Source organism: Micromonospora sp. C97, assembly GCF_018070385.1.
Lineage (GTDB): Bacteria > Actinomycetota > Actinomycetes > Mycobacteriales > Micromonosporaceae > Micromonospora > Micromonospora parva.
Window position 1 is genome coordinate 14,846 of record NZ_JAGPXU010000043.1, and the last position, 20,640, is coordinate 35,485.

A 20,640-nucleotide genomic window follows, 5' to 3' on the forward strand; every position below is an offset into this window, starting at 1 on the left:
AGGGAGTGTGCGATGACGGCAATCAGTCGGGTGCGGGGTCGGCAGATCCTCGACAGCAGGGGCAACCCGACGGTGGAGGCCGACGTGGTCCTCGCCGACGGGTCGACCGGCCGGGCCGCCGTTCCGTCCGGCGCGTCGACGGGGGCCAACGAGGCGGTCGAGCGGCGCGACGGGGACCTGACGCGTTTTCACGGCAAGGGGGTGAGCGCGGCCGTCGCCGCGGTCAACGGGGAGATCGCCGACGCGGTGCGCGGGTTCGACGCGGAGGACCAGGCCCTGATCGACGAGACGATGATCGACCTCGACGGTTCCAAGGACAAGGGCCGACTGGGCGCCAACGCGATCCTGGCGGTGTCCCTGGCGACCGCGAAGGCGGCGGCGTCGGCCCACCGGCAGCCGCTCTACCGCTACGTCGGTGGGGTCGGAGCCCGCCTGCTGCCGGTGCCGATGATGAACATCATCAACGGCGGCGCGCACGCCGACAATCCGCTCGACTTCCAGGAGTTCATGATCGCCCCGGTCGGCGCGCGGACCTTCGCCGAGGCGGTGCGGATGGGCTCGGAGGTCTTCCACACCCTCAGGGCGTCCCTGGCCGCGGCCGGGCACAACACCAACGTCGGCGACGAGGGTGGCTTCGCGCCGAACGTCACGGACGCCGACGAGGCACTGCGGTTCGTGTTACGCGCCATCGAGGACACCGGTTACCAGCCCGGATCCGACGTGCTGATCTGCCTCGACCCGGCCAGCTCGGAGTTCTTCCACGACGGCGTCTACGACTACGTCGGCGAGGGACGTCAGCGCACCGTCGACGAGCACATCGACTACCTGCTGGACCTGATCTCCCGGTACCCGATCAGCTCGGTCGAGGACCCGATGGCCGAGGACGACATCGCCGGCTGGCAGCGGCTGACGGCGGCGGCGGGGGAGCGCGTGCAGTTGGTCGGCGACGACGTGTTCTGCACCGACGTCGACCGGCTGCGCGACGGGATCGACGGCGGTTACGCCAACGCGATCCTGGTCAAGGTCAACCAGATCGGCACGCTCACCGAGACCCTGGCGACGGTGGACGCCGCCCACAAGGCCGGGTACCGGGTGGTGATGTCGCACCGCTCCGGCGAGACCGAGGACACCACCATCGCCGACCTGGCCGTCGGCGTCGGTTGCGGGCAGATCAAGACCGGTTCCCTGTCGCGCTCGGACCGCACTGCCAAGTACAACCAGCTCATCCGCATCGAGGAGGAGCTCGGCGACCGCGCCCGCTACGCCGGTGGCCGCTGACGGCGGTGCGACTACCGTCGACTGGCGCACGCCACACAGGTACGCGCTGACGGGCGGGCAGCGAGACGCTCGGCGGGAATGGGACGCAGACACCGTTCGCACACCCCGTAGCTGCCGTCGTCCACCCGTCGCAGCGCGACGTCCAGCTCGGCCAGGCGTCGGCGGGTGGCGTCCAGGACGGCGATGAGCTGCGCGCGTTCGAAGGCGATCGTGGTGCCCTCGGGGTCGTGTTCGTCGTCGGCGTTGGACGACCGGGACGCCTCGAAGAGGCTCCGCAGGTCGCCCTCCAGGGCGGTGGCCTGAGCCTCGGTCTGCGCGCGCAGCCGTTGCAGTTCCTCACGCGGGTCACTGGTCATCGCCGTTCCACGGTACTGCTACACGAAGTTGCGGGTGTGCAGCGCGGAGAGCGCCGCCGCCTCGTCGGGCCGGAAACCCAGCCGGACGAGGCGGCGCTGGCGGCCCTGGTCCATGGCGTCTTGCAGAGCCCGCACCCGGTCGAAGCCGGCGGACACGTCGTCCGGATGCCACCCACCCGCCGCGAGCGTCGGATCACCGTCCGGTGCGGGCGTTGTCCCGGTGCGGTCGGCTGTGCCCGTCGTCCCGGTCGATGCGCAGCTCACGTTCCAATTCGGTGATGACCGCCCGCAGGTCGTCCAGCCGTTGGGTGAGCGCGATCCGGTCCACCTCGTCCGGTACGCCGTCGCCGTCCTCGTCGTACCCGGGCGCCAGTCGCTCGGTCATCTCCAACCGGCGGGCCTCCTCCATCGAGTTGACGATGACCGCGATGAGGATGTTGAGCAGCAGGTTGACGGTGATGACCACGTAGCTGACGTAGTAGAGCAGCGTCCATGGTGAGATCGCCATGCCCTGCTCGATGAGGTCCGGAAGCGTCTCCAGCGACAACAGCACGAACAACGTCAGCAGCGATCGGCCGATGTCGCCGTACTCCTCCGGATACCGGTTGCCGAAGATCAGCCAGCCGGCCATGCCGTACACGTAGAGCGTCACCACGGCCAGGGCGAGGAACCCGGTGACACCCGGCAGGCTTCGCCACAGCGCGGAGACGATGGTCCGCAGGCCCGGCGAGAACCGCACCAGGCGGACCATGCGGGCGACCCGCACGACCCGTAGCAGCGCCGGGTCGCCGTGCAGGCCCGGGATGAAGATCGCGGCGATCACCACGAAGTCGAAGACGTTCCAGCCGTGCCGGAAGAAGTCCTGAGGGCGCTTGCCGTACGCGGCCAGCCGGATGGCGATCTCGACGACGAAGACGGCCCGGAAGAGCACCTCCAGCCAGTGCAGCGCGGCGCCCGCCGGGCTCAGGTTGTCGTAGGTCTCCAGGCCGAGAACGATGCCGTTGGCGAGGATGACCACGACGATGGCGATCTCGAAGGGGCGGGACCGGGCGAGTCGGTCGCAATGGTCGGCCCAACCCGGCTGGTGCCGCTGTGGGGTGGCCGGTCCACCCCGTGGGGCGGGCACGGGTGCGTCGCTCACCAGGTGGCCGGCTCGATCGGGCGCGCCGAGCAGGTGGCCCACCTCCGGCCGTCGTCATGGCGGTGCCGATGGTGTGCGGGCATGCCCACCAGCCTAGCCAAGATCAATGACAGTGGTCGACCACGCCGCCTCGCGGCGACGACCCGACTGGCGAACGGCGGTTGCCGTTTAGTGTGGATCGGTGAGTGACGTACCGCCGCGCGTCGGCGACGGCGACCCCGACCGGCAGCCGATCTGGAGCAGGCCCGAACGGGGCAGCCGTGGCCCCGCTCCGGCGCGCAGCCGGGACAGCATCGTCGCCGCCGCCATCGCGCTGGCCGACGCCGAAGGGCTGGCCGCGGTGTCGATGCGCGCCGTGGCCGCCGCGCTCGGCACCGGCGCCGGCTCCCTCTACCGCTACCTGTCGTCCCGCGACGACCTGCTGGACCTGATGACCGACCGGGCGGTGCGGGAGTTGCGCCCGTACCCGCGGGTGGAGGGCGACTGGTTGGCGACGATGGTGCTGTTGGGACGCCGGCAGTTGGCGCTGTTCGGCGCCCACCCGTGGTTGCTCGACGTGTTCCACCGGCCGTCCGGCATCGGCCCGGAGACCCTGGCCTGGTTCGACAACTGCATCGAAGTCCTGGAACCCGTGCGCTGCCCGGTGGCCGCCAAGTTCGAGGCCATCGCGATGATGACCGGCGTGGCCAGCCTCTTCGCCCGTCAGGAGTCCGCCGCCGGGGCGTTCAGCTTCGCCGGGGTGGACCTGGCGGCGTACCCGCACCTGGTCGCGGCGTTCGGTCAGCCCTCCGGGCCGACGCCCCGGGCGGACCTCGTCGAGCGGACGCTGCGCGGTCTGCTGACCGGCCTGCTGCTCGCCGAGCCGACCGAGGCGGGGTGACCGGGTCACGAAGCGGTGGTGAGGTACCGGCGGTAGCCGAGGGCGGACTGCGTGAAACCGACGGACGCGTAGAACTGGTGGGCGTCGGTGCGCGCGGCGTTCGACACCAGTTGGACCTTGTAGCAGCCGGCCGCCGTCGCGTCGTCGAGCGCCGCCAGCACGAGGGCCCGGGCGACGCCACGACGGCGCCATCCGGGCGCGACCACCACGTTCTCCACCACCATGTACGGTCGCGCGCCGTGGGTGAGGTTGGGGGCGACGAGGGTGTCCAGGGTCCCCACGAAGGTGTCCCCGGCGACGGCCAGCAGGAGGCGGCGGCCAGCCTGCGCGTGCAGGTCGCGCCAGGCGCTGGCCAGCCGGGAGGAGTCCGGCCGCGGGTCGCCGGGGGCGAGCTGCCACAGCACGTCGAAGACCCGCTCGGGGTCGTCCTGCTCGACGGCGGCGCGGACGACGACGTCGCCGCTCACCGGACCGACCCACAACGGTCCAGGTTGGACAGCGCGGGATCCCGGCGTGGCGGCCCGGCGTGCCGGCGGACCCGGTCATTGACGTGCCTGAGCATGCCGCCGAGGATACCCGGGCAGCAGCTGCCCGGGTGGCGGCGGCGACCGGACCCCGCCGCCCTCCTCGCTGCTGAACCCCGTCAGCCCCGCGCGGCCCGGATGGCGTCGCGCAGCGGAGTGCTCGGCCGGCCGAGTAGCCGGCTGAGGTCGTCGCTGTCGGTCGCCAACTCGCCGTCGGCGATCGACTGGTCGAGCGCGGCGACGAACCCGGCGGTGCCGGCGTCCAGGCCGACGTTCTCCAGGGCCGAGGCCAGCTCGGCCGCGGACATGTCCTGGTGCACGACGGTGGTGCCGGTCACCTCGGTGACGGCCTCGGCCAGTTCGTCGAACGTGAACGCGGCACCGCCCAGTTCGTAGACGGCGTTGCCGTCCTGCTCCCTGGTCAGCGCCGCCACGGCGGCCCCCGCGTAGTCGGCCCGGGTCGCGGCGGAGATCTTGCTGCCGCCGCTGGCGCCGAGGATCGTGCCGGAGCCCAGGTACTGCGGCAGCTGGTCGGTGTAGTTCTCGGTGTACCAGCCGTTGCGCAGCACTGTGTAGGTCAGCCCGGACGCGGCGAGGACCTCCTCGGTGGCCTTGTGCTCCGGGGCGAGCGGGTTCGCTGTGGTGTCGGCCTTCAGGATGCTGGTGTAGACGAGACGCTCCACACCGGCGAGCTTGGCCGCGTCGATGACCGCCGTGTGCTGCGCGACGCGCTGACCGGGAGCGTCGCCGGAGATGAGCAGCAGACGGCGTACGCCGGGCAGCGTCGACGGGTCGTCGTAGTTGGCAGTGCGGATCTCGACGCCCCGCGCGGCCAGAGCGGCGGCCTTCTCCGGGCTGCGGACGATGGCGGCGATCTCGGCGGCGGGTACGCCGCTGTCGAGCAGTTGCTCGATCACCAGGCGGCCCAGTCGGCCGGTGGCGCCGGTGACGGCGTAGGTGGGCATGCGAACCTCCGAGGCTGGTGGCTTACCTGCAAGCACTTACTAATCTATAGCACTTACCATAGGTAAGCGTAGGTTAGGCTGGTGAGGTGAGCGACAGGCCGGCCCAGGACCCGGCGGGGCCTACCCAGGAATTCGTCAGCGATGTCTTCGCGCGGGGCTGCACCTCCCGTGCCGCCTTCGAGGACGTCACCTCGAAGTGGGCCTCGCTGGCCCTGTTGGCGCTCGGCGAGGGCCGCTACCGGTTCAACGCGCTGCGGCGACGCATCGACGGGGTCAGCGAGCGGATGCTCTCCCAGACCCTGCAGACCCTCGAACGCGACGGAATGCTCACCCGCGAGGTGCTCACCGCGATCCCACCGCGGGTCGAATACTCGTTGACCCCCCTCGGTGCCCGGGTCGCCGAGCAACTTCGTGGCCTCGCCGACCTGCTGGAGGCCTCGGTGCCCGAGTTGCTGACCGCCCGCGACAGAAACGACCGCGACCGAGGCTGACTCTCACGTGTTCAGCGTCTCGCGCGGCGGCACGCCGTAGCTGGCGTGGTACCGCGCGGTGAACCTGCTGTGGCTGGCGAACCCCCACCGGCTGGCGATCGCCGAGACCGTCTCCTGGCGCGGGTCGGCGCGTACCAGGTCGTGGTGTGCCCGAACGAGCCGGATCCGACGCAGGTAGGCCATGGGGGTGGTGCCGAGATGACGGCGGAAGGCGAGTTGCACCGCCCGCAGGGAGACGCCGGCCGCACCGGCGATGTCGACCGCGCTGATGTCCCGATCGGCGTGCTCCTCCAGAAACGCGATGGCCCGGCGCAGCGTGGCGGTGGTGGCGTCGTTCCGGTCCGCGGCGGTCGGCTCGGTGAACGCGGTGTTGGGGAAGACCGCGAGCGCCGCCGCCGCCAGCATCCGGGCGGCGTTGCCGATCACCAGCGATTGCGCCCCGTCGGCTGGGCTGTTCAACACGACGTCGCGGACGAAGCTCGTGGTGTTGCGCCACTGCCGGGCGAGGGCCGTACCGGCGGCACCCAGCTCGGTGAACTCGATCCGACCGGGCCGGCGGGCCGGCGCGGTGGTGGCCACCTGCGCCAGCACCGACAGATCCAGTACGCACAGCTCCACCTCACCGGGATGCCACTGGACTGTGCACGGCTCGTCCGGCCTGGTGACGAGGAAGACCTCGCCGGGGCCGAACCGGTGGGTCGATCCCGCGCAGGAGCGACTGCCGCGCGCGGTGTTGGCGCGACCGATGACCAGCCCGCCGAGGGCGCTGGCATCGATTTCGAGGTGCCCGGTCTGTCGGGTGGTCGCGAGGGCGAAGGGAGCGGTGTCGACGCGCTGGTGGGTGAGCCGGTATCCGTTCCGGCTCTGAATGCGCAGCTTCGGGTCGTAGGTGGCGGACAGGAATTCCTGGATGGCCGACGGGTCACTGCTGTCGAACCGGTGGGTCTGCACTGGCGATGACGTCATCCGCTGTCTCCGTCCGGTGAAGGTGCCGCCGGGTGGTGGAACGCGTGTCGACGGCAGGATCGGGACGTGCCGGGGTGCGCGGCGGTGACCCGGCACGTCGGTGGCCGGCGGTGCGGTGGAACGTCGCGAGCGGGACGGCAGCGACCGGTTGAGGGCGTCGGATCTGGTCTGACGATTCGTGACGCTGGGATGCAATATCCGTGGATGGGAATGTCACCATACGACAATTACTCGCTCGCCGTCCCGCCAATCACCTCGGTGTGTCGGCAGCTCGACTTCGTTTTCCGGCTAGCCCGTCGAACGGTTCTACGTCTGCTGTCCTAGCCACCCTCGCGGCCGACAGCGAAATCTTGTTCATGATTCGTCGGAGGATGATCGTGGCACCGCCGGGAGACCGGCCCACGAAGGGGGGAAGCGTTGGACAGTACTGATCCTGACCGCGTCGTTCGGCTGGCCGTGGGCGAGGCGCTGGCCCGGGTGGCGGACGAGGACAGCCTGGGCCTGGGCGAGGGGGACGCGCTGGAGCGGCTCGGGGGTGGGCTGCGCGCGGTGCTGCGCCGCGCACTCGACGACCGGGTGCCGCTGACCACGCCGGACTTCGTCGACCTCTGCCGCGACCTGGGCCTGAACCGTGACGCCTTCGACCTGCTGGGGCACTACCTGATGACCGCGTTGCTGACCCAGCAGGTCGGACCGGACGCCCTGATTCGCGTCGGCGTGCTTTTCGGCACCGTCGGGCGCTACCTGCCCGGCGCCCGTCCGCCAGCCCACCGCAACGAGGGTCCCGCGATGCGGCGGCGCGACGTGCGTTCGGACAACAGTGTCGTCGGTCGGTACCGCCGCGCCAAGCTGCCGGAGCACCTCCCCAACCCGCCGAGCTGGACCTGCACCGGCTGCGGCCGCGAGTGGCCCTGCGCCACCAAGCAGAGCCAACTGCTCGCCGAGTTCGGTGGAGCGCGCGCCTCCCTCGCGGTCTACCTCGGCTCCTGCCTTGTCGCCGCCGCCGAGGACCTGCCCACGCTGCCGCTGCCTCGGGTCCGGCACCGGTTCCTCGGCTGGTTGCCGCGCGCCCGGATCTGACCGGCCCGCTGCCACCGCCCGGCTCCCCACCGGTCGGAGCAGGGTGTTCATCGTGAGCACCGGCTGCGTACGGCGGGTGTTCACCGGCCTCTTCAAGGCTCCTTGATCGAAAGAGCATTCTCTTGATCGAGGAGAGGCAACACGTGTCAGACAGGCATTCCGAAGAGACCGAGCACCCGCAGCTGTCCCGGCGCAAGCTGGTCAAGTACGCGGGCGTCGGCGCGACGCTGGCCGCGGCCAGTCCCCTGGTCGGTGCCAGCGCGGCGTGGGCCGAGGAGGACCGCCGGCCGGGCGACGACGACAAGGCCGACCGGGGCAACTCCAGGAACCGGGCGTGGCGCGCGGGCGACCACCACATCCACTCCGAGTACAGCGGCGAGTTCGACACCACGAAGTCCCCGATCGTCTTCCACAAGGGCGCGGACGCGGTCTACCCGATCGTCACCAACGCCATCATGGCGAAGAACTTCGGCCTGACCTGGGCGATGTGCACCGACCACGGTGGACCGACCCACTCAAAGGTGAACATCGAGCAGGCGTATCCCGACCTGCTGCGTTCCCGCAAGCTCGTCCCCGAGGTGCTCCAGTTCTGGGGTATGGAGTTCGACGCGCCCTCGCTGGACCACCACACGCTGATGATCCCGCGCCACGACGACGAGGCGAAGCAGCTCTTCGAGTTGGAGAGCCGGTTCGCCAAGTACGACGCGTTCCCCACCGACCCGACCCGGGACACCGAGGCGAAGATGGTGGAGTTCCTCAAGGTCGCCCGGGGCATGCCGCACAAGCCGCTGGTGATCGCCCACCACGCGTCCCGTTCGGCGCCGGGCCTCGGCGTCTACGGCCAGGACACCCCGCGCGAGTTCCGCAACGGCAACAACGCCGCGCCGGACGTCTACATCGGCTTCGAGGGCGCACCCGGGCACCAGGCCGGCCCGCTCAATGGCGGGGCGCGCGGCGGGTACGGCAACCACCCCACCTACGGCGGCTTCGACCAGATGACCGCCCGGGTCGGTGGGCTGTGGGACTCACTGCTCGGCGAGGGCCGGCGCTGGTGGATCACCGCCACCTCGGACTCGCACGTGCACTGGACCCGTGGTGGGTCCGACTTCTGGCCGGGGGAGTACAGCAAGACCTACGTGCACGCCCGCCAGGACTACGGCGACATCATGGACGGCCTGCGCAACGGCCGGATCTGGGTCACCACCGGTGACCTGATCCGCAGCCTCGACGTCACCGCCACGTCCCAGGGCAAGACCGCCGAGGTGGGCGAGACGATCACGGTGAGCCGTCGGAGCCGTACCGACGTCGATATCGAGATCACCTTCCGCCCGCTGGGTGGGGTGAACGCGAACGGCGACCGGCCCGAGGTCCGCCGGGTCGACCTGATCGTCGGCCAGATCACCGGCCCGAGCGCCAGCCTGGACGCCGACACCAACCCCACCACCAAGGTGGTGGCCCGGTTCGGCCCGCGCGACTGGCGTCGGCAGGGCGACAGCTACGTCATCCGGCACACCCTGCGCAACGTCGAGGCGGACACCTACGCGCGGGTGCGTGGCACCAGCACGGACGAGGCCGAGCCGCTCGCCGACGGCCTGGAGAGCCCGTGGGACGACCTGTGGTTCTACTCGAACCCGGTGTTCGTGCACGTGCGCTGACCGGGCGGGTTGACGACACCGCGGGTCACTCGGCACCGCTCGACAAAGGACGTCGGGCGGTGCCGGGCGGCCCGTCGGTCAGCTGTCCGAGCCGGTGCTTCGGCGGGTTCGGGGGGAGGCGGCTCGTCCGCTTCGCGCCGCCGCGGCACCGGTCCGGCGGGCAGTGGGCGACGCCGGCTCGGGGTGCACCTCGGTCACCACCTCACAGAGGTCACGCAGCGGGTCCGCCGCCTGGGCCGAGCAGGCGACCTTCTGCAACAGGGACCGCAGCGTCGCCGACTCGGGCGGCGTGAGGGCCCCCAGCAGATGCGACTCGACCTGCCGCAGTGCCGCTCGCCGCTGCTCCCACGCGGCACGGCCGGCGTCGGTGACCTCGATCAGCCGGTTGCGTCGGTCGGCCGGGTCCGCGCGACGGGCCACGAAGCCGGGCCCCTCCAGGTCATCGATCAGGTACGTGAGGACGGTGCGGTCGATGCCGATCTCCTCGGCGATCGCGCCCTGGTTCCGGGCCGGCCCGTTGATCGCCGCGGTGAGCAGCTGGTAGCCACGAGGGCCGCCGGGGAAGTCGGTGAGCGCGTGCTCGGCCGCGCGGACGTAGCCGCGGAAGACGATCCCGAGCATCCAGCCCAGGTCGTCGTCGAGCGGATCGGGCCGGCCCGGCCGGTGAGTGGCACCCGTCATCCCCCGACAATAGCGCAGTGAGTCAGACCTTGATGGCAGCAGAAGTTCTGTGTGACATAAGGTTAAGGTCACGACGCATCAGCCGACGCGTCGGGCGAATCGGGAGGCTCGCAGATGAGCGACTACGGCCACGACCTGGTCTTCGGATCCTTCGTCACGCCCAGCGCAGGCGATCCGGACCGTACGGTCGGCGTCGCCGTCCTGGCCGAGCAGGTCGGGCTGGACCTGGTCACCTTCCAGGACCACCCGTACCAACCGGCGTTCCTCGACACCTGGACCCTGCTGAGTTTCGTCGCGGCCCGCACCCACCGGGTGCACCTCGCGGCGAACGTGACGAACCTGCCACTGCGCCCGCCCGCGGTGCTCGCCCGCAGCGTGGCCAGCCTGGACCTGCTCAGCGGTGGCCGGGTCAGCCTCGGCCTCGGGGCGGGGGCGTTCTGGGACGCCATCGTGGCGATGGGCGGCCGGCGGTTGACCCCCGGCGAGGGTGTGCGAGCGCTGACGGAGGCCATCGAGGTCATCCGTCAGCTCTGGGACGTCGAGACGCGCGGCGGAGTGCGGGTCGACGGCGAGTTCTACCGGGTGGTGGGCGCCAAGCGCGGACCCGCCCCAGCCCACCACACGCCGATCTGGCTGGGCGCGTACAAGCCCCGGATGCTCCAGCTCACCGGCCGTCGGGCCGACGGCTGGCTGCCCTCGCTGGGCTACCTCCAGCCCGGCGACCTGGCCAAGGGCAACGCGATCATCGATGACGCCGCGCGGGAGGCCGGCCGGTCACCGCGGGACGTGCGCCGACTGCTCAACATCGCCGGACAGTTCTCGGCGGTCGGGCGTGGCCCCCTGAACGGGCCCGCCGAGCAGTGGGCCGAGGAGCTGGCCGAGCTGGCGGTGGAGGACGGCGTCGGCACCTTCATCCTGGCCAGCGACGACCCCGACGACCTGCGCCGCTTCGCCGGCGAGGTCGCCCCCGCCGTCCGCGAGCTGGTCGCGGCCGAACGGGAGCAGGGCGCGACGCCGGGGCGTACGCCAGCACAGCCGGAGCCGGAGCCGGCGGCGGTCGTCGCGGCGCCGGTGCGGGCGAGCCGCGCCACCGCGACCGGCGGCGCGTTCGCCGTGGTGCCGACCCCCGACGACGGTGTACGGCGAAGCGAGCGGCGGGTGTGGGACGAGTCGACCCGGCCGAGCGGGCCCGCGCCCGACCCGGAGCGCACCTACACCGCGCAGGAGCAGGCCACCGGTGCGCACCTCGTGCAGATCCACGACGGTCTGCGTGCCGAGCTGGCCCAGATTCACGACCTGATCGACCAGGTGGCGGCCGGCGAGATCGACGCCGGCGCGGCCCGCTCCCACATCAACACGATGACCATGCGGCAGAACAGGTGGACGCTCGGCGTCTACTGCGAGTCGTACTGCCGCATCGTCACCACCCACCACACCATCGAGGACCAGTCGTTCTTCCCCCGGTTGCGGGCGCGCGACCCTCGGCTCGGCCCGGTGGTCGACCGGTTGGAGCAGGAGCACCACGTCATCCACGACGTGCTGGAGGGCGTCGACCGGGCGCTGGTCGCGTACGTCGGGTCCCCGGACGGCCTCGCCGAGCTGCGGGCGGCGGTGGACCTGCTGACCGACGCTCTCCTGTCGCACCTCAGCTACGAGGAGCGGGAGCTGGTCGAGCCGTTGGCGCGGTTGGGCATCGCCTGATCGGCGGGGCGCCGCAGCGGCGGGGGTTCCCCGATCTGATCTGAGAGGCTACTCTCGAAACATGTCTCTCAAGAATCCGTACGGGGATTTCGAGATCACCGAACCGCAGGCGCTCCGGGCGCTGGCCCATCCGGTCCGGTTGGCCATCCTCGACCGCCTCCAGCGGCACGGCCCGGCCACCGCCACCGGGCTCTCGCCGCACGTCGGGGCCACCCCGTCGGTGGTCAGCTGGCACCTGCGACACCTCGCCACGTTCGGCCTGGTCGTCGACGCGGAGGGCACCGCCAGCAAGCGTGAGCGCTGGTGGCAGGCCGCGGCCCGGGGCTTCCGCTTCGAGCTGCCCGACGACGCCGAGGGGCAGGCCGCCGGCCGGCAACTCCGCGGCGAGATGTTCGCCAGGGCCGCCGAGGCGCCACAACAGTGGCTGCTGCACGACGAGCCCCGGCTGGACGCGCAGTGGCGCGGCGTGGCCGGCGTGGCCGACACCCGGTTCGTGGCCACCCCCGAGGAGCTTCAGCAGTTGGAGGCCGCCATCGAGGAACTGCTCGCCCCGTACGTGCGGCGCAAGGACGACGACACGTCGCCGACCGACGCGCGAACCGTGCGGATGCTGCGCTACCTGCTGCCCGAACCCGGCGACGACCCGGCCGCGTCATGACCACCACCGCCACCGCCACCGCGCCGCCCCTGCACCGCGACCGGCGGTTCCGCACCTTCTGGATCAGCGAGACGATCTCCCAGTTCGGCGACCGGATCAGCGAACTGGCCCTACCGCTGATCGCCGTCACCCTGCTCACCGCGACACCCGTGCAGGTCAGCGTCCTCACCGCGTTGATCTGGCTGCCCAACCTGCTGGGCCTGATCCTGGGTGCCTGGGTGGACCAGCGCACCCACAAACGCCGACTCCTGATCATCGCGGACCTGATCCGCGCCGCGGTGCTGCTCAGCCTGCCGGTGGCCTACCTGTTCGACGCGATCACCCTCACCCAGCTCTACCTGGTGGCACTGCTCACCGGCGTCGGGGCGGTGCTCTTCGCCATGGCGCGTCAGGCGTTCTTCGTCGCCCTGGTGCCGCGCTCGGCGTACGTCGACGCGACCAGCAAGCTCAGCATGAGCCGGTCGCTGTCCTTCATCGCCGGCCCGGCAGTCGGCGGTGGGCTGGTCCAGGCGCTCAGCGGCCCGGTCGCGATCGTCGTCGACGCGGTGTCCTTCCTCGGCTCCGCGATGCTGCTCAGCCGCATCCCGGTGACCGAGCCGCCGCCCCCGCCCCGTCGGACGTCGACGTTCGGCCTGGTCCGCGAAGGGCTGGTGCTGGTGCTGCGGCACCCGGTGCTGCGGGCCGCCCTCGGCTGCACCAGCACCGTCAACTTCTTCACCTTCATCGCCAGCGCGTTGCTGGTGCTCTACGCCAGCCGTGACCTCGACCTGTCGGCCGGCGCGATCGGCATCGCCTTCGGGTTCGGCGCGCTTGGTGGCTTCGCGGGCGCGGCGCTCGCCCCACGGATCTCGCGCGCGATCGGCCTGGGCCGCACCGCCATGATCGGCGCGGTGCTCTTTCCCGCACCGCTGGCACTGACCGCTCTGGTGTCCGGACCCACCTGGGCGAAGGTGGCCATGCTGGCGGCCATCGAGCTGGTCTCCAGCGTCGGCGTGATGCTGATGGACGTGAACCTCAACGCCCTCCTCACCGCCGTGACACCCGACGACGCGCGAGGACGCCGGGCCGGCGCCTACAGCGCCGTCAACTACGGCATCCGACCGCTCGGCGCGCTGGTCGGTGGCGCGTTGGGCACCACCATCGGGCTACGGCCCACCCTGGTCATCGCCGGACTGGGTGGCGTGCTCGCCGTGCTGTGGTTGCTCGCGTCACCGGTGCGCCAGATCAGAACCCTCGATGAACCGGCGGCCTGACCACAGGGGCGCCGCCCGGTCGCGCCGCCGCTCACCGGGCTCGCGCCCCGAACGGGCGGCGCCTGTGCGCGGATCGCGCCACCGGGTCAGGCGACCTCCGCCAGCAGCACCCGGGCCAGCTCGGCGGGCTGGGAGAACATCGGCCAGTGGCCGGTGTCCATCGTGACGAGTCGCCAGTGGTCGCTGGTCAGCAGCGAGGCCACCGTGTCGTTGGGCTCAGGCCCGTCGAGCAGGCACTTCACGTACGTCGCCGGCAGCTCACCCAGTGGTCGGCTCAACACGGCCGGCTCGGTCAGCGTGCCGCCCGGGTGTGGAGCGGACCCCTCGACCAGGCGCGCGATCTGCCCGTCGGTGAGACCCTGACCGTCGAGATCGGCAGCGCCGAGCGGAGCCCAGTGCCCGCCGTTGTTGGCGAGCTGCGCCTCGAAGGCGGCCTGGCCCTGCCACCAACCGGAGGCGAACGACCCGCCGTCGACAGGCACCTCGGAGTCGACGAAGACCACCCGGGTCAACCGGTCACCGATCCGCTCGGCGGCCTGGCCCACCGGGATGCCCGAGTAACTGTGCCCGACCAACACCACGTCGCGCAGGTCGCGGCGCTCGATCTCGTCGACGATGTCCCGCACGTGGGTCTGCTGCCCGGCGGGCACCTCCCGCCGCTCGGCGAGACCGGAGAGGGTCAGCGGGTGGGTGCCGTGGCCGGCCGCCCGCAGCGGCGGGACCACCTCGTCCCACGCCCACGACCCCAACCACGCCCCCGCCACCAACACGAAATCAGCCATGGCGCGGAGCCTAACGGCGACCTGCGACAGGTCGGCGGCTCACGACTTCTGCCGGCCTCGGTCGGCGGACACCTGCGGCGGAACCCGCCGCCGGCGGCACCCACCGCAGCTGGCCACCGGGGGCCGCCGAACAGTCAGACGTGGTCGCGCGGGGGCGGCCCGGCCTCGACGGGCATCCGGTAGATGTGCACCGGGTAGTCGACGGCCGACCGCCCGCCGTCGAGCCCGGCGGTCAGGTGCAGCTGGGCCGCCGGCATCCAGAGCCGGGCCTCGGCGTCGATCCACATCGCGTCCACCCACGCCAGCCGGGGATCGGCGACCAGCGTCCGGACGCTGCGGTCGGGTGCGAGGGCGAGGACACGTCGTCGTTCCACGTCGCTGAGGTAGATGGTGCCGGTGGCGTCGATGGCAGTGCCACCGGTGCTGGGTGTCTCGCACCACCGTTCGACCCGCCGGGCCAGCTCGTCGGCGGACACCGACGGGTCGTCCAACCAGCGGGTGGCGATCCGGGACATCCCGCCGGAGGCCGGCTGGTAGTAGAGCCAGCGACCGTCCGGCGACACCTCCAGCTGGTCGACGTGCAGGCGTACCTCGGCACCGTCCGGGTCACGCAGCACGCGACCGTCGGCGATTAACGGCCCGCCCACCGTGCTCGGATGCCCGTCCAGCACCCGCCGGGACCGACCCGAGTCGAGGTCCAGCACGATGATGCCGGCGGCCCCGGCGTCGCTGAGGTACGCCACCGGGCCGTTGAACCGGACATCGTCGACGTAGCTGTCCGGGTGGACCGCCTCGTCGAGGTGGTAGACCCGATCCACCTGGTCGCCGTCGAGGTTCACCGCGATCAGCCGAGCGCCGCCGGGCACCTGCGTTGAGCCGATCTGGGGCGTGCCCGAGTCGACGATCCACAACCGGCCGTCCGGGCCGGCGCGCAAGCCGTTGACGTGCACGAACGCCCCGTCCGGCGGCTGGTCGGCGCGGTTCCACGCGGCGTCGGGGTACGGCTCACGCCGGCCGTCCGGCAGCGCCTCGACCACCTGCACGCCGGGCCGGTCCGCCGACGGGTAGCTGAGGAACACCCGCCCGCGCACTGTCGTCACACCGGTGCACACCCGGCCCTCGTGCAGCACCGACGTCAACCGGGGATCCTCCTCGGTGGGCAGCGACGACATCGACCCGCTCCTCACCCGCCCGCCGGCGTCCTCGGCTCACGCCGGTGCCGACGGCTCCGGCCACTCGGCGCGGTATCCCCGGCGCCTGCCGGCCGAAACCGCCGGTCGCAGGGCACCGCTGATCGCACGGCACGCCGGTTGCGGGGCACCACCGCCGACGGTCAGCCGCCCGCAGGCAGCGCCCGGCGCTCAGCCGGTCGGCGGTGCTGGCGGGCCGACCCGGCCCGCGAGCCGCTTCGGGGCCATCACGCAGTAGCTCTCGGTGAGCAACTCACCCACCTCCTCCCAGTCGGTGTCCCTGTCCACGATCATGCCCAGCACGTTCGCAGCCCAGTCCGGTTTGTAGAACGGGTGGCCCACGCCGAGGAGCCCGGCGATCTCGTCGAGGGGTGACCGGAAGGTCAGCAGGCAGGCGGGCCGGTCGAGGGCGGCGGCCCGGGCGTGGACCGGCTGACGGTCGGGGTCGACGGTGAGCACGTGGGCGAAGGTCCGCTTGCGGATGCGCCAGCGGATGCCCACCCAGGCGGGCTCTTCGTAGGTCTCCGGCAGCCCGAGGCAGATCGGCCGCAGCCGGTCGAGGACCTCGGGTGGGACGTCTCCAGGTGCGGTCACGGGCAACGACGCTAACCGGTGGGTGTGACAAGTCCCGCCCGTCGAACCCGGGCCGGGCCGGTGGTGCGGGCCCTGCCGATCGGCCAGGATGGGCGGGGCGACACTGGGCCGTCGCCCCGCCCGCCCCCCGTGCCCGCCGAGGAGTGCCGTGCCGTCCACCCTGCTCTCCCGCCGTGACCTCGACTTCCTGCTGCACGAGTGGCTGCGGGTGGCCGACCTCGTCGAGCGCCCCCGCTACGCCGAGCACTCCCGGGAGACCTTCGACGACGCCCTGGACCTCGCCGAGCGGGTGGCCACCGAGCAGTTCGCCCCGCACAACCGGGCCGCCGACCTCGCCGAGCCCACCTTCGACGGGCAGCGGGTGCGGCTGATCCCGCAGGTCCGGGCAGCGTTGGACAGCTTCGCCGAGACGGGCCTGCTCACCGCCGGGCTGGACGCCACCGTCGGTGGCCTGCAACTGCCGCACGCGGTCGCCGCGGCCTGCTTCACCTGGTTCCAGGCCGCCAACGTGGCCACCTCCGCGTACCCGTTCCTCACCCTGGGCAACGCCAACCTGCTGCTGGCGCACGGCAGTCCCGAGCAGGTGGACACGTACGTGCGACCCATGTTGGACGGTCGGTTCTTCGGCACCATGTGCCTGTCCGAGCCGCACGCCGGCAGCTCACTGGCCGACATCACCACCCGCGCCGAGCCGCAGGCGGACGGCACGTACCGGCTCTTCGGCACCAAGATGTGGATCTCCGGTGGTGATCACGAGTTGGCGGAGAACATCGTCCACCTGGTGCTGGCCCGCATTCCGGGCGCGCCGCCCGGGGTCAAGGGCATCTCGCTGTTCATCGTGCCCAAGGTGCTGGTCGGCCCGGACGGGTCGCTCGGCGACCGTAACGACGTGGTGTTGGCGGGGCTCAACCACAAGATGGGGTTCCGGGGCACCACCAACACCCTGCTCAGCTTCGGCGACGGCGCGCACACCCCGGCCGGTCGCCCCGGAGCGGTCGGGCATCTGGTGGGCGCGCCCCATCAGGGTCTCGCGCAGATGTTCCACATGATGAACGAGGCCCGGATCGGGGTCGGGGCCGGCGCGACCGCGTTGGGTTACACCGGCTACCTCAAGAGCCTGGCGTACGCGAAGGAGAGGCCACAGGGCCGGCCGGTCGGCGCGAAGGACCCGGCCACCGCACAGGTGCCGATCATCGACCACCCCGACGTACGACGGATGCTGCTGGCCCAGAAGAGCTACGTGGAGGGGGCGCTGGCACTGGTGCTCTACTGCGCGCGGCTGCTCGACGAGCAGAAGACCGCACCTTCCGAGGCCGACCGCGAGCGCGCCCACCTGCTGCTGGACGTGCTCACCCCGATCACCAAGAGTTGGCCGTCGCAGTGGTGCCTGGCCGCCAACGACCTGGCGATCCAGGTGCTCGGCGGCGCTGGCTACACCCGTGACCACGACGTGGAGCAGCACTACCGGGACAACCGGCTCAACCCGATCCACGAGGGCACCCACGGCATCCAGGCGCTGGATCTGTTGGGGCGCAAGATGACCATGCAGGGCGGCGCTGGTCTCGTCCTGCTGACCGCGACGATCGGCGACACGGTCGAGCGGGCCCGGCAGGCCGGGGGCGAGGCCGCCGCGCTGGCGGGCCGGCTGGCGGCGGCGGTGGACCGGGTCACCGCTGTCACCGCTCGACTGTGGGCCGACGGTGATCCGGTGCTGGCGCTGGCCAACGCCAGCGCCTACCTGGAGGCCGTCGGGCACGTGGTGATCGCGTGGATGTGGTTGGAGCAGGTGCTGGCGCTGCCGCCGGAGGGGGCCGGCGACGCGTTCCACGCCGGCAAGCGGCAGGCCGCCCGCTACTTCTTCACCGTCGAGCTGCCCCGCACGGGGCCGCAGTTCGACCTGCTGGAGAGCCGGGACCGGACCACGCTCGACATGCGGCCGGACTGGTTCTGACCGGTCAACGTCGTCGGGACTGGTGGTTCATGGCCTGCCGCCCCTTGACGACGCCCCAGACGATCACGATCACCAGTGCGATCACACCGATGATGACCAACCAGCGGACCGCTTCGAGAAACAACCCGAGCAGGATCAGGATACCGGCGACCACGCCGACGACCCAGAGCAGTGCACGCATGTCGACCTCCCGTAACCGGCCGCGCCTGGTGCGGCCGACCCGGGTACACGTTCCCCGTCCGGCCGGCACCATGCCGATTGATCGACTCGGGTTCCCCGCGGTGGTGGGCCCGGCGCGCCGCGACACCTTGAGGTCCTGATGCGCGGGTCGATCCGGGGCGCTCAGCCGTCGGCGCGCGCCACGTAGACGGTGTTGGCCGACTCGCCACCGGTCAGCGGGTTGGCGAACGGCACGACGTGCGCCCGCACGTCCACGAACACCTCGGTGAGCGACGCGGTGAACTCGGCGTCCGGCGGGTCGTCCGACCAGAGCGCGAAGACACCCCCGGGCCGCAGCAGGGCGGCCAGGCGGCGTAAACCGGCCGGCGGGTAGAACGCCGCGTGGCTCGGGTGCAGGACGTTGCGGGGGGAGTGGTCGACGTCGAGCAGCACGGCGTCGAAGCGTCGACCGGGCACCTCGCTGTCGAAACCGGTGTCACCGGCGACCGCCGCGAAGAAGTCGGCCTGCACGAAGCGGGTCCGGGGGTCCTCGGCGAGCCCCGCCGCGAACGGCAGCAGCCCGCGCCGGTGCCAGTCGATCACGTCCTCGATCGCCTCCACCACCAGCAGTGAGCGCACCCGGGGGTCGCCCAGCGCCGCGCAGGCGGTGTAGCCCAACCCGAGACCGCCCACCACCACGTCGAGCGAGTCACCGGTCACCTCGGCGAGGCCGAGCCGGGCCAGCTCGATCTCCGCGACCGGGAAGAGGCTGGACATCAGATACTCGTCGTCGAGCTTGACCTCGTACACCTCGACCTGGAGTGCCGGGTCCCGGCGCCGGCGCAGGCTGATCGCGCCGATCGGAGTCTCCCGCCAGGCCAGCTCTTCGAAACGCGCGCCCACGGGTGCCCTCTCGCCGCCGGATTCGTCCCCGGATGGTACCGGTTGCCCCGCCACCGACGGCCACGCAGGGTCCACGGGACATCGACGCAGCGCATATCCTGTGCCCGGCCGATCCACCGGAGGGGACTCATGCCGTCGCGGCAGGACCAGCTGCACTCCTACCAGTTCAGCGTCCAGCGGGCGGTCGCCGCCCTGGTCATGCGGGAGACCGATCCCGCGCAGTCGCCGTTTCGGCGGCTGGCCGGTGCCGGCCTGGCCAGCGTCCTGGTGGCGGCGATCGGGCTCGGCGGTTTCGCCCTCTACGGGCTGTTCGCCGGCGGCGGCAAGGGGTGGCGTGACCCGGGCGCGGTGATCGTGGAGAAGGAGTCCGGCGCCCGGTTCGTCTACCGCGAGCAGAAGCTGCACCCGGTGCTCAACTACGCCTCGGCGCTGCTCATCGTCGGCGCGGACCGGTCGAAGACCGTGCTGGTGTCCCGGCGCACGATCGACGGGGTGCCGCGCGGGCTGCCGTTGGGCATCGCCGACGCCCCCGACTCGTTGCCCGCCCCCGGCCGGCTGGCCGCCACGGCGTGGACGGTCTGCTCGACGATCCCGGCCGGTGCGGGCGCCCAAGGGCCCCGCTCCGCGTTGCTGATCGGCACCGAACCCGACGGTGGCCGGCCGCTGGGCGACGACGCACTGCTGCTGCGCCACCCCGACGGCGGGCTGCACCTGGTCTGGCATCAGCGGCGTTACCTCGTCCGCGATCCCAGCCGGGTGCTGGCGGCGCTCGCCACCACCCGGGCGCAGGCGGTTGCGGCGGCGCCGGCACTGCTCAACTCGCTGCCCGCCGGCGTCGACCTCGCCCCGCTCGACCTGCCCGCGCTGGGCCGGCCGGCTTCTCGGGTGCCGGGCGCCGCGATCGGCACCGTCTACCTGGTGAGCAACTCCGGTGGCGGTCGGCAGTACGCGGTGGCGCTCGACGCCGGCCTGGCCGGCATCACCGAGTTGCAGGCGGGGCTGTTGCTGGCCCGCACCGGGCAGGTCGCGCCGGTGCCGATGACGTTGGGCCGGTTCGCCGCGCTGCCCACGGTGCCCGATCTCGCCCCGACCGGTCCGAACGCCCCGCCGCCGGTCCCGCCCCGGCTCGCGAGCGCCGACGGCGGCGCGCTCTGCACCCGCGTCGGCGACGACGGCGGGGTGGGTGAGGTGCGCTGGGGCGTACCGCTGCGGGACCTGACGGCCGTGCCGCGCACCGCGCCGACCGGCGGCGCGGTGCTGGCCGACCATGTGGTGGTGGAGCCGGGCCGCGGCGCGGTGGTCGAGGCCGCAGCGGCGCCCGGTGCGACCGGGGGCGCGGTCTCCGTGGTCACCGACCTGGGCCGGCGGTACGTGCTGGCAGACCGGGAGGTGCTGCCGATGCTCGGCTACCGCGACGTGCAAACGGTGCGGC

Annotated in this window: 22 protein-coding genes; 10 read left to right on the plus strand and 12 right to left on the minus strand. The window is 72.0% G+C overall.

Translation table 11 applies throughout. The features are described 5' to 3' along the window. Positions 1-12 precede the first annotated feature (12 nt). On the plus strand, positions 13-1,278 hold the full coding sequence (gene eno, locus KBX26_RS31020; RefSeq protein WP_210857554.1) for a phosphopyruvate hydratase: 1,266 nt from the start codon (positions 13-15) through the stop codon (positions 1,276-1,278). Positions 1,279-1,289: 11 nt separating this feature from the next. Here the strand turns inward: eno and KBX26_RS31025 are convergent, their stop codons facing one another. Genes KBX26_RS31025 through KBX26_RS31035 form a run of 3 tightly spaced genes read right to left on the minus strand, consistent with a single transcriptional unit; the run spans position 1,290 to position 2,775 of the window. Further along, on the minus strand, positions 1,290-1,634 hold the full coding sequence (locus KBX26_RS31025) for a TraR/DksA C4-type zinc finger protein (protein WP_210857553.1): 345 nt from the start codon (positions 1,632-1,634) through the stop codon (positions 1,290-1,292). 18 nt (positions 1,635-1,652) lie between these two features. Then, positions 1,653-1,790 carry a hypothetical protein gene (locus KBX26_RS31030; protein ID WP_210867036.1) on the minus strand — a complete coding sequence of 46 codons (138 nt, stop codon included), beginning with the start codon at positions 1,788-1,790 and terminating at the stop codon, positions 1,653-1,655. A gap of 37 nt (positions 1,791-1,827) precedes the next feature. Beyond that, the gene (locus KBX26_RS31035; RefSeq protein WP_210867037.1) at positions 1,828-2,775 is read right to left on the minus strand and encodes an ion transporter; all 948 of its coding nucleotides are present in this window, start codon (positions 2,773-2,775) and stop codon (positions 1,828-1,830) included. Positions 2,776-2,956: 181 nt separating this feature from the next. On the opposite strand from KBX26_RS31035, the gene KBX26_RS31040 reads away from it, so the two are divergent. After that, positions 2,957-3,655, plus strand: coding sequence for a TetR/AcrR family transcriptional regulator (locus KBX26_RS31040; protein WP_030336321.1), 699 nt, complete (start codon positions 2,957-2,959; stop codon positions 3,653-3,655). A gap of 5 nt (positions 3,656-3,660) precedes the next feature. Here the strand turns inward: KBX26_RS31040 and KBX26_RS31045 are convergent, their stop codons facing one another. Together KBX26_RS31045 and KBX26_RS31050 are read right to left on the minus strand one after the other, a co-directional pair. After that, positions 3,661-4,122 (minus strand): GNAT family N-acetyltransferase, encoded by a 462-nt coding sequence (locus KBX26_RS31045; protein ID WP_210857550.1) that lies wholly within the window; start codon positions 4,120-4,122, stop codon positions 3,661-3,663. A gap of 176 nt (positions 4,123-4,298) precedes the next feature. Beyond that, positions 4,299-5,144: an NAD(P)H-binding protein gene (locus KBX26_RS31050; protein ID WP_210867038.1), complete on the minus strand. Its 846-nt coding sequence runs from the start codon at positions 5,142-5,144 to the stop codon at positions 4,299-4,301. A gap of 86 nt (positions 5,145-5,230) precedes the next feature. Between KBX26_RS31050 and KBX26_RS31055 the strand changes: the two genes are divergently transcribed. Continuing rightward, a complete protein-coding gene (locus tag KBX26_RS31055) occupies positions 5,231-5,635 on the plus strand; it encodes a helix-turn-helix domain-containing protein (protein ID WP_210867039.1) in 405 nt (134 codons plus the stop codon). Between the two features lie 3 nt (positions 5,636-5,638). On the opposite strand, the gene KBX26_RS31060 is transcribed toward KBX26_RS31055, so the two are convergent. Further along, positions 5,639-6,601, minus strand: a complete 963-nt coding sequence (locus KBX26_RS31060) for a helix-turn-helix transcriptional regulator (RefSeq protein WP_081884010.1) — start codon at positions 6,599-6,601, stop codon at positions 5,639-5,641. A 417-nt stretch (positions 6,602-7,018) separates the two neighbouring features. Between KBX26_RS31060 and KBX26_RS32625 the strand changes: the two genes are divergently transcribed. Together KBX26_RS32625 and KBX26_RS31070 are read left to right on the plus strand one after the other, a co-directional pair. Next, complete coding sequence (locus KBX26_RS32625; protein WP_245233737.1) at positions 7,019-7,681, plus strand: hypothetical protein; 663 nt, start codon at positions 7,019-7,021, stop codon at positions 7,679-7,681. Between the two features lie 143 nt (positions 7,682-7,824). After that, positions 7,825-9,336: a hypothetical protein gene (locus KBX26_RS31070; protein WP_030336332.1), complete on the plus strand. Its 1,512-nt coding sequence runs from the start codon at positions 7,825-7,827 to the stop codon at positions 9,334-9,336. 78 nt (positions 9,337-9,414) lie between these two features. On the opposite strand, the gene KBX26_RS31075 is transcribed toward KBX26_RS31070, so the two are convergent. After that, positions 9,415-10,017, minus strand: coding sequence for a MarR family winged helix-turn-helix transcriptional regulator (locus KBX26_RS31075; RefSeq protein WP_030336334.1), 603 nt, complete (start codon positions 10,015-10,017; stop codon positions 9,415-9,417). Between the two features lie 114 nt (positions 10,018-10,131). Here KBX26_RS31075 and KBX26_RS31080 point away from each other — a divergent pair, with 114 nt between their 5' ends. From KBX26_RS31080 to KBX26_RS31090, 3 genes are all read left to right on the plus strand, one after another. Further along, positions 10,132-11,718: an LLM class flavin-dependent oxidoreductase gene (locus tag KBX26_RS31080; RefSeq protein WP_210857547.1), complete on the plus strand. Its 1,587-nt coding sequence runs from the start codon at positions 10,132-10,134 to the stop codon at positions 11,716-11,718. Between the two features lie 61 nt (positions 11,719-11,779). Beyond that, positions 11,780-12,376: a helix-turn-helix transcriptional regulator gene (locus KBX26_RS31085; protein WP_030336341.1), complete on the plus strand. Its 597-nt coding sequence runs from the start codon at positions 11,780-11,782 to the stop codon at positions 12,374-12,376. After that, positions 12,373-13,629 carry an MFS transporter gene (locus KBX26_RS31090; protein WP_210867040.1) on the plus strand — a complete coding sequence of 419 codons (1,257 nt, stop codon included), beginning with the start codon at positions 12,373-12,375 and terminating at the stop codon, positions 13,627-13,629. Before KBX26_RS31085 ends, KBX26_RS31090 begins: the two co-directional genes overlap by 4 nt. An 86-nt stretch (positions 13,630-13,715) precedes the next feature. Here KBX26_RS31090 and KBX26_RS31095 read toward each other — a convergent pair whose 3' ends face one another. The 3 genes from KBX26_RS31095 to KBX26_RS31105 form a co-directional block, all read right to left on the minus strand. After that, on the minus strand, positions 13,716-14,411 hold the full coding sequence (locus tag KBX26_RS31095; RefSeq protein WP_210867041.1) for an alpha/beta fold hydrolase: 696 nt from the start codon (positions 14,409-14,411) through the stop codon (positions 13,716-13,718). A 134-nt stretch (positions 14,412-14,545) separates the two neighbouring features. Continuing rightward, positions 14,546-15,583: an L-dopachrome tautomerase-related protein gene (locus KBX26_RS31100; RefSeq protein ID WP_210867042.1), complete on the minus strand. Its 1,038-nt coding sequence runs from the start codon at positions 15,581-15,583 to the stop codon at positions 14,546-14,548. Between the two features lie 189 nt (positions 15,584-15,772). Then, the gene (locus tag KBX26_RS31105) at positions 15,773-16,195 is read right to left on the minus strand and encodes an MmcQ/YjbR family DNA-binding protein (RefSeq protein WP_210857542.1); all 423 of its coding nucleotides are present in this window, start codon (positions 16,193-16,195) and stop codon (positions 15,773-15,775) included. Between the two features lie 148 nt (positions 16,196-16,343). On the opposite strand from KBX26_RS31105, the gene KBX26_RS31110 reads away from it, so the two are divergent. Next, complete coding sequence (locus KBX26_RS31110) at positions 16,344-18,146, plus strand: acyl-CoA dehydrogenase (protein ID WP_210867043.1); 1,803 nt, start codon at positions 16,344-16,346, stop codon at positions 18,144-18,146. A gap of 4 nt (positions 18,147-18,150) precedes the next feature. Here KBX26_RS31110 and KBX26_RS31115 read toward each other — a convergent pair whose 3' ends face one another. Together KBX26_RS31115 and KBX26_RS31120 are read right to left on the minus strand one after the other, a co-directional pair. Further along, on the minus strand, positions 18,151-18,327 hold the full coding sequence (locus tag KBX26_RS31115; protein ID WP_167337342.1) for a hypothetical protein: 177 nt from the start codon (positions 18,325-18,327) through the stop codon (positions 18,151-18,153). A gap of 161 nt (positions 18,328-18,488) precedes the next feature. Continuing rightward, a complete protein-coding gene (locus KBX26_RS31120; protein ID WP_030336355.1) occupies positions 18,489-19,208 on the minus strand; it encodes a spermidine synthase in 720 nt (239 codons plus the stop codon). Between the two features lie 129 nt (positions 19,209-19,337). Here KBX26_RS31120 and eccB point away from each other — a divergent pair. Next, positions 19,338-20,640, plus strand: a 1,303-nt coding sequence (gene eccB, locus KBX26_RS31125; protein WP_210867044.1) for a type VII secretion protein EccB, incomplete at its 3' end; no start/stop codon positions are given.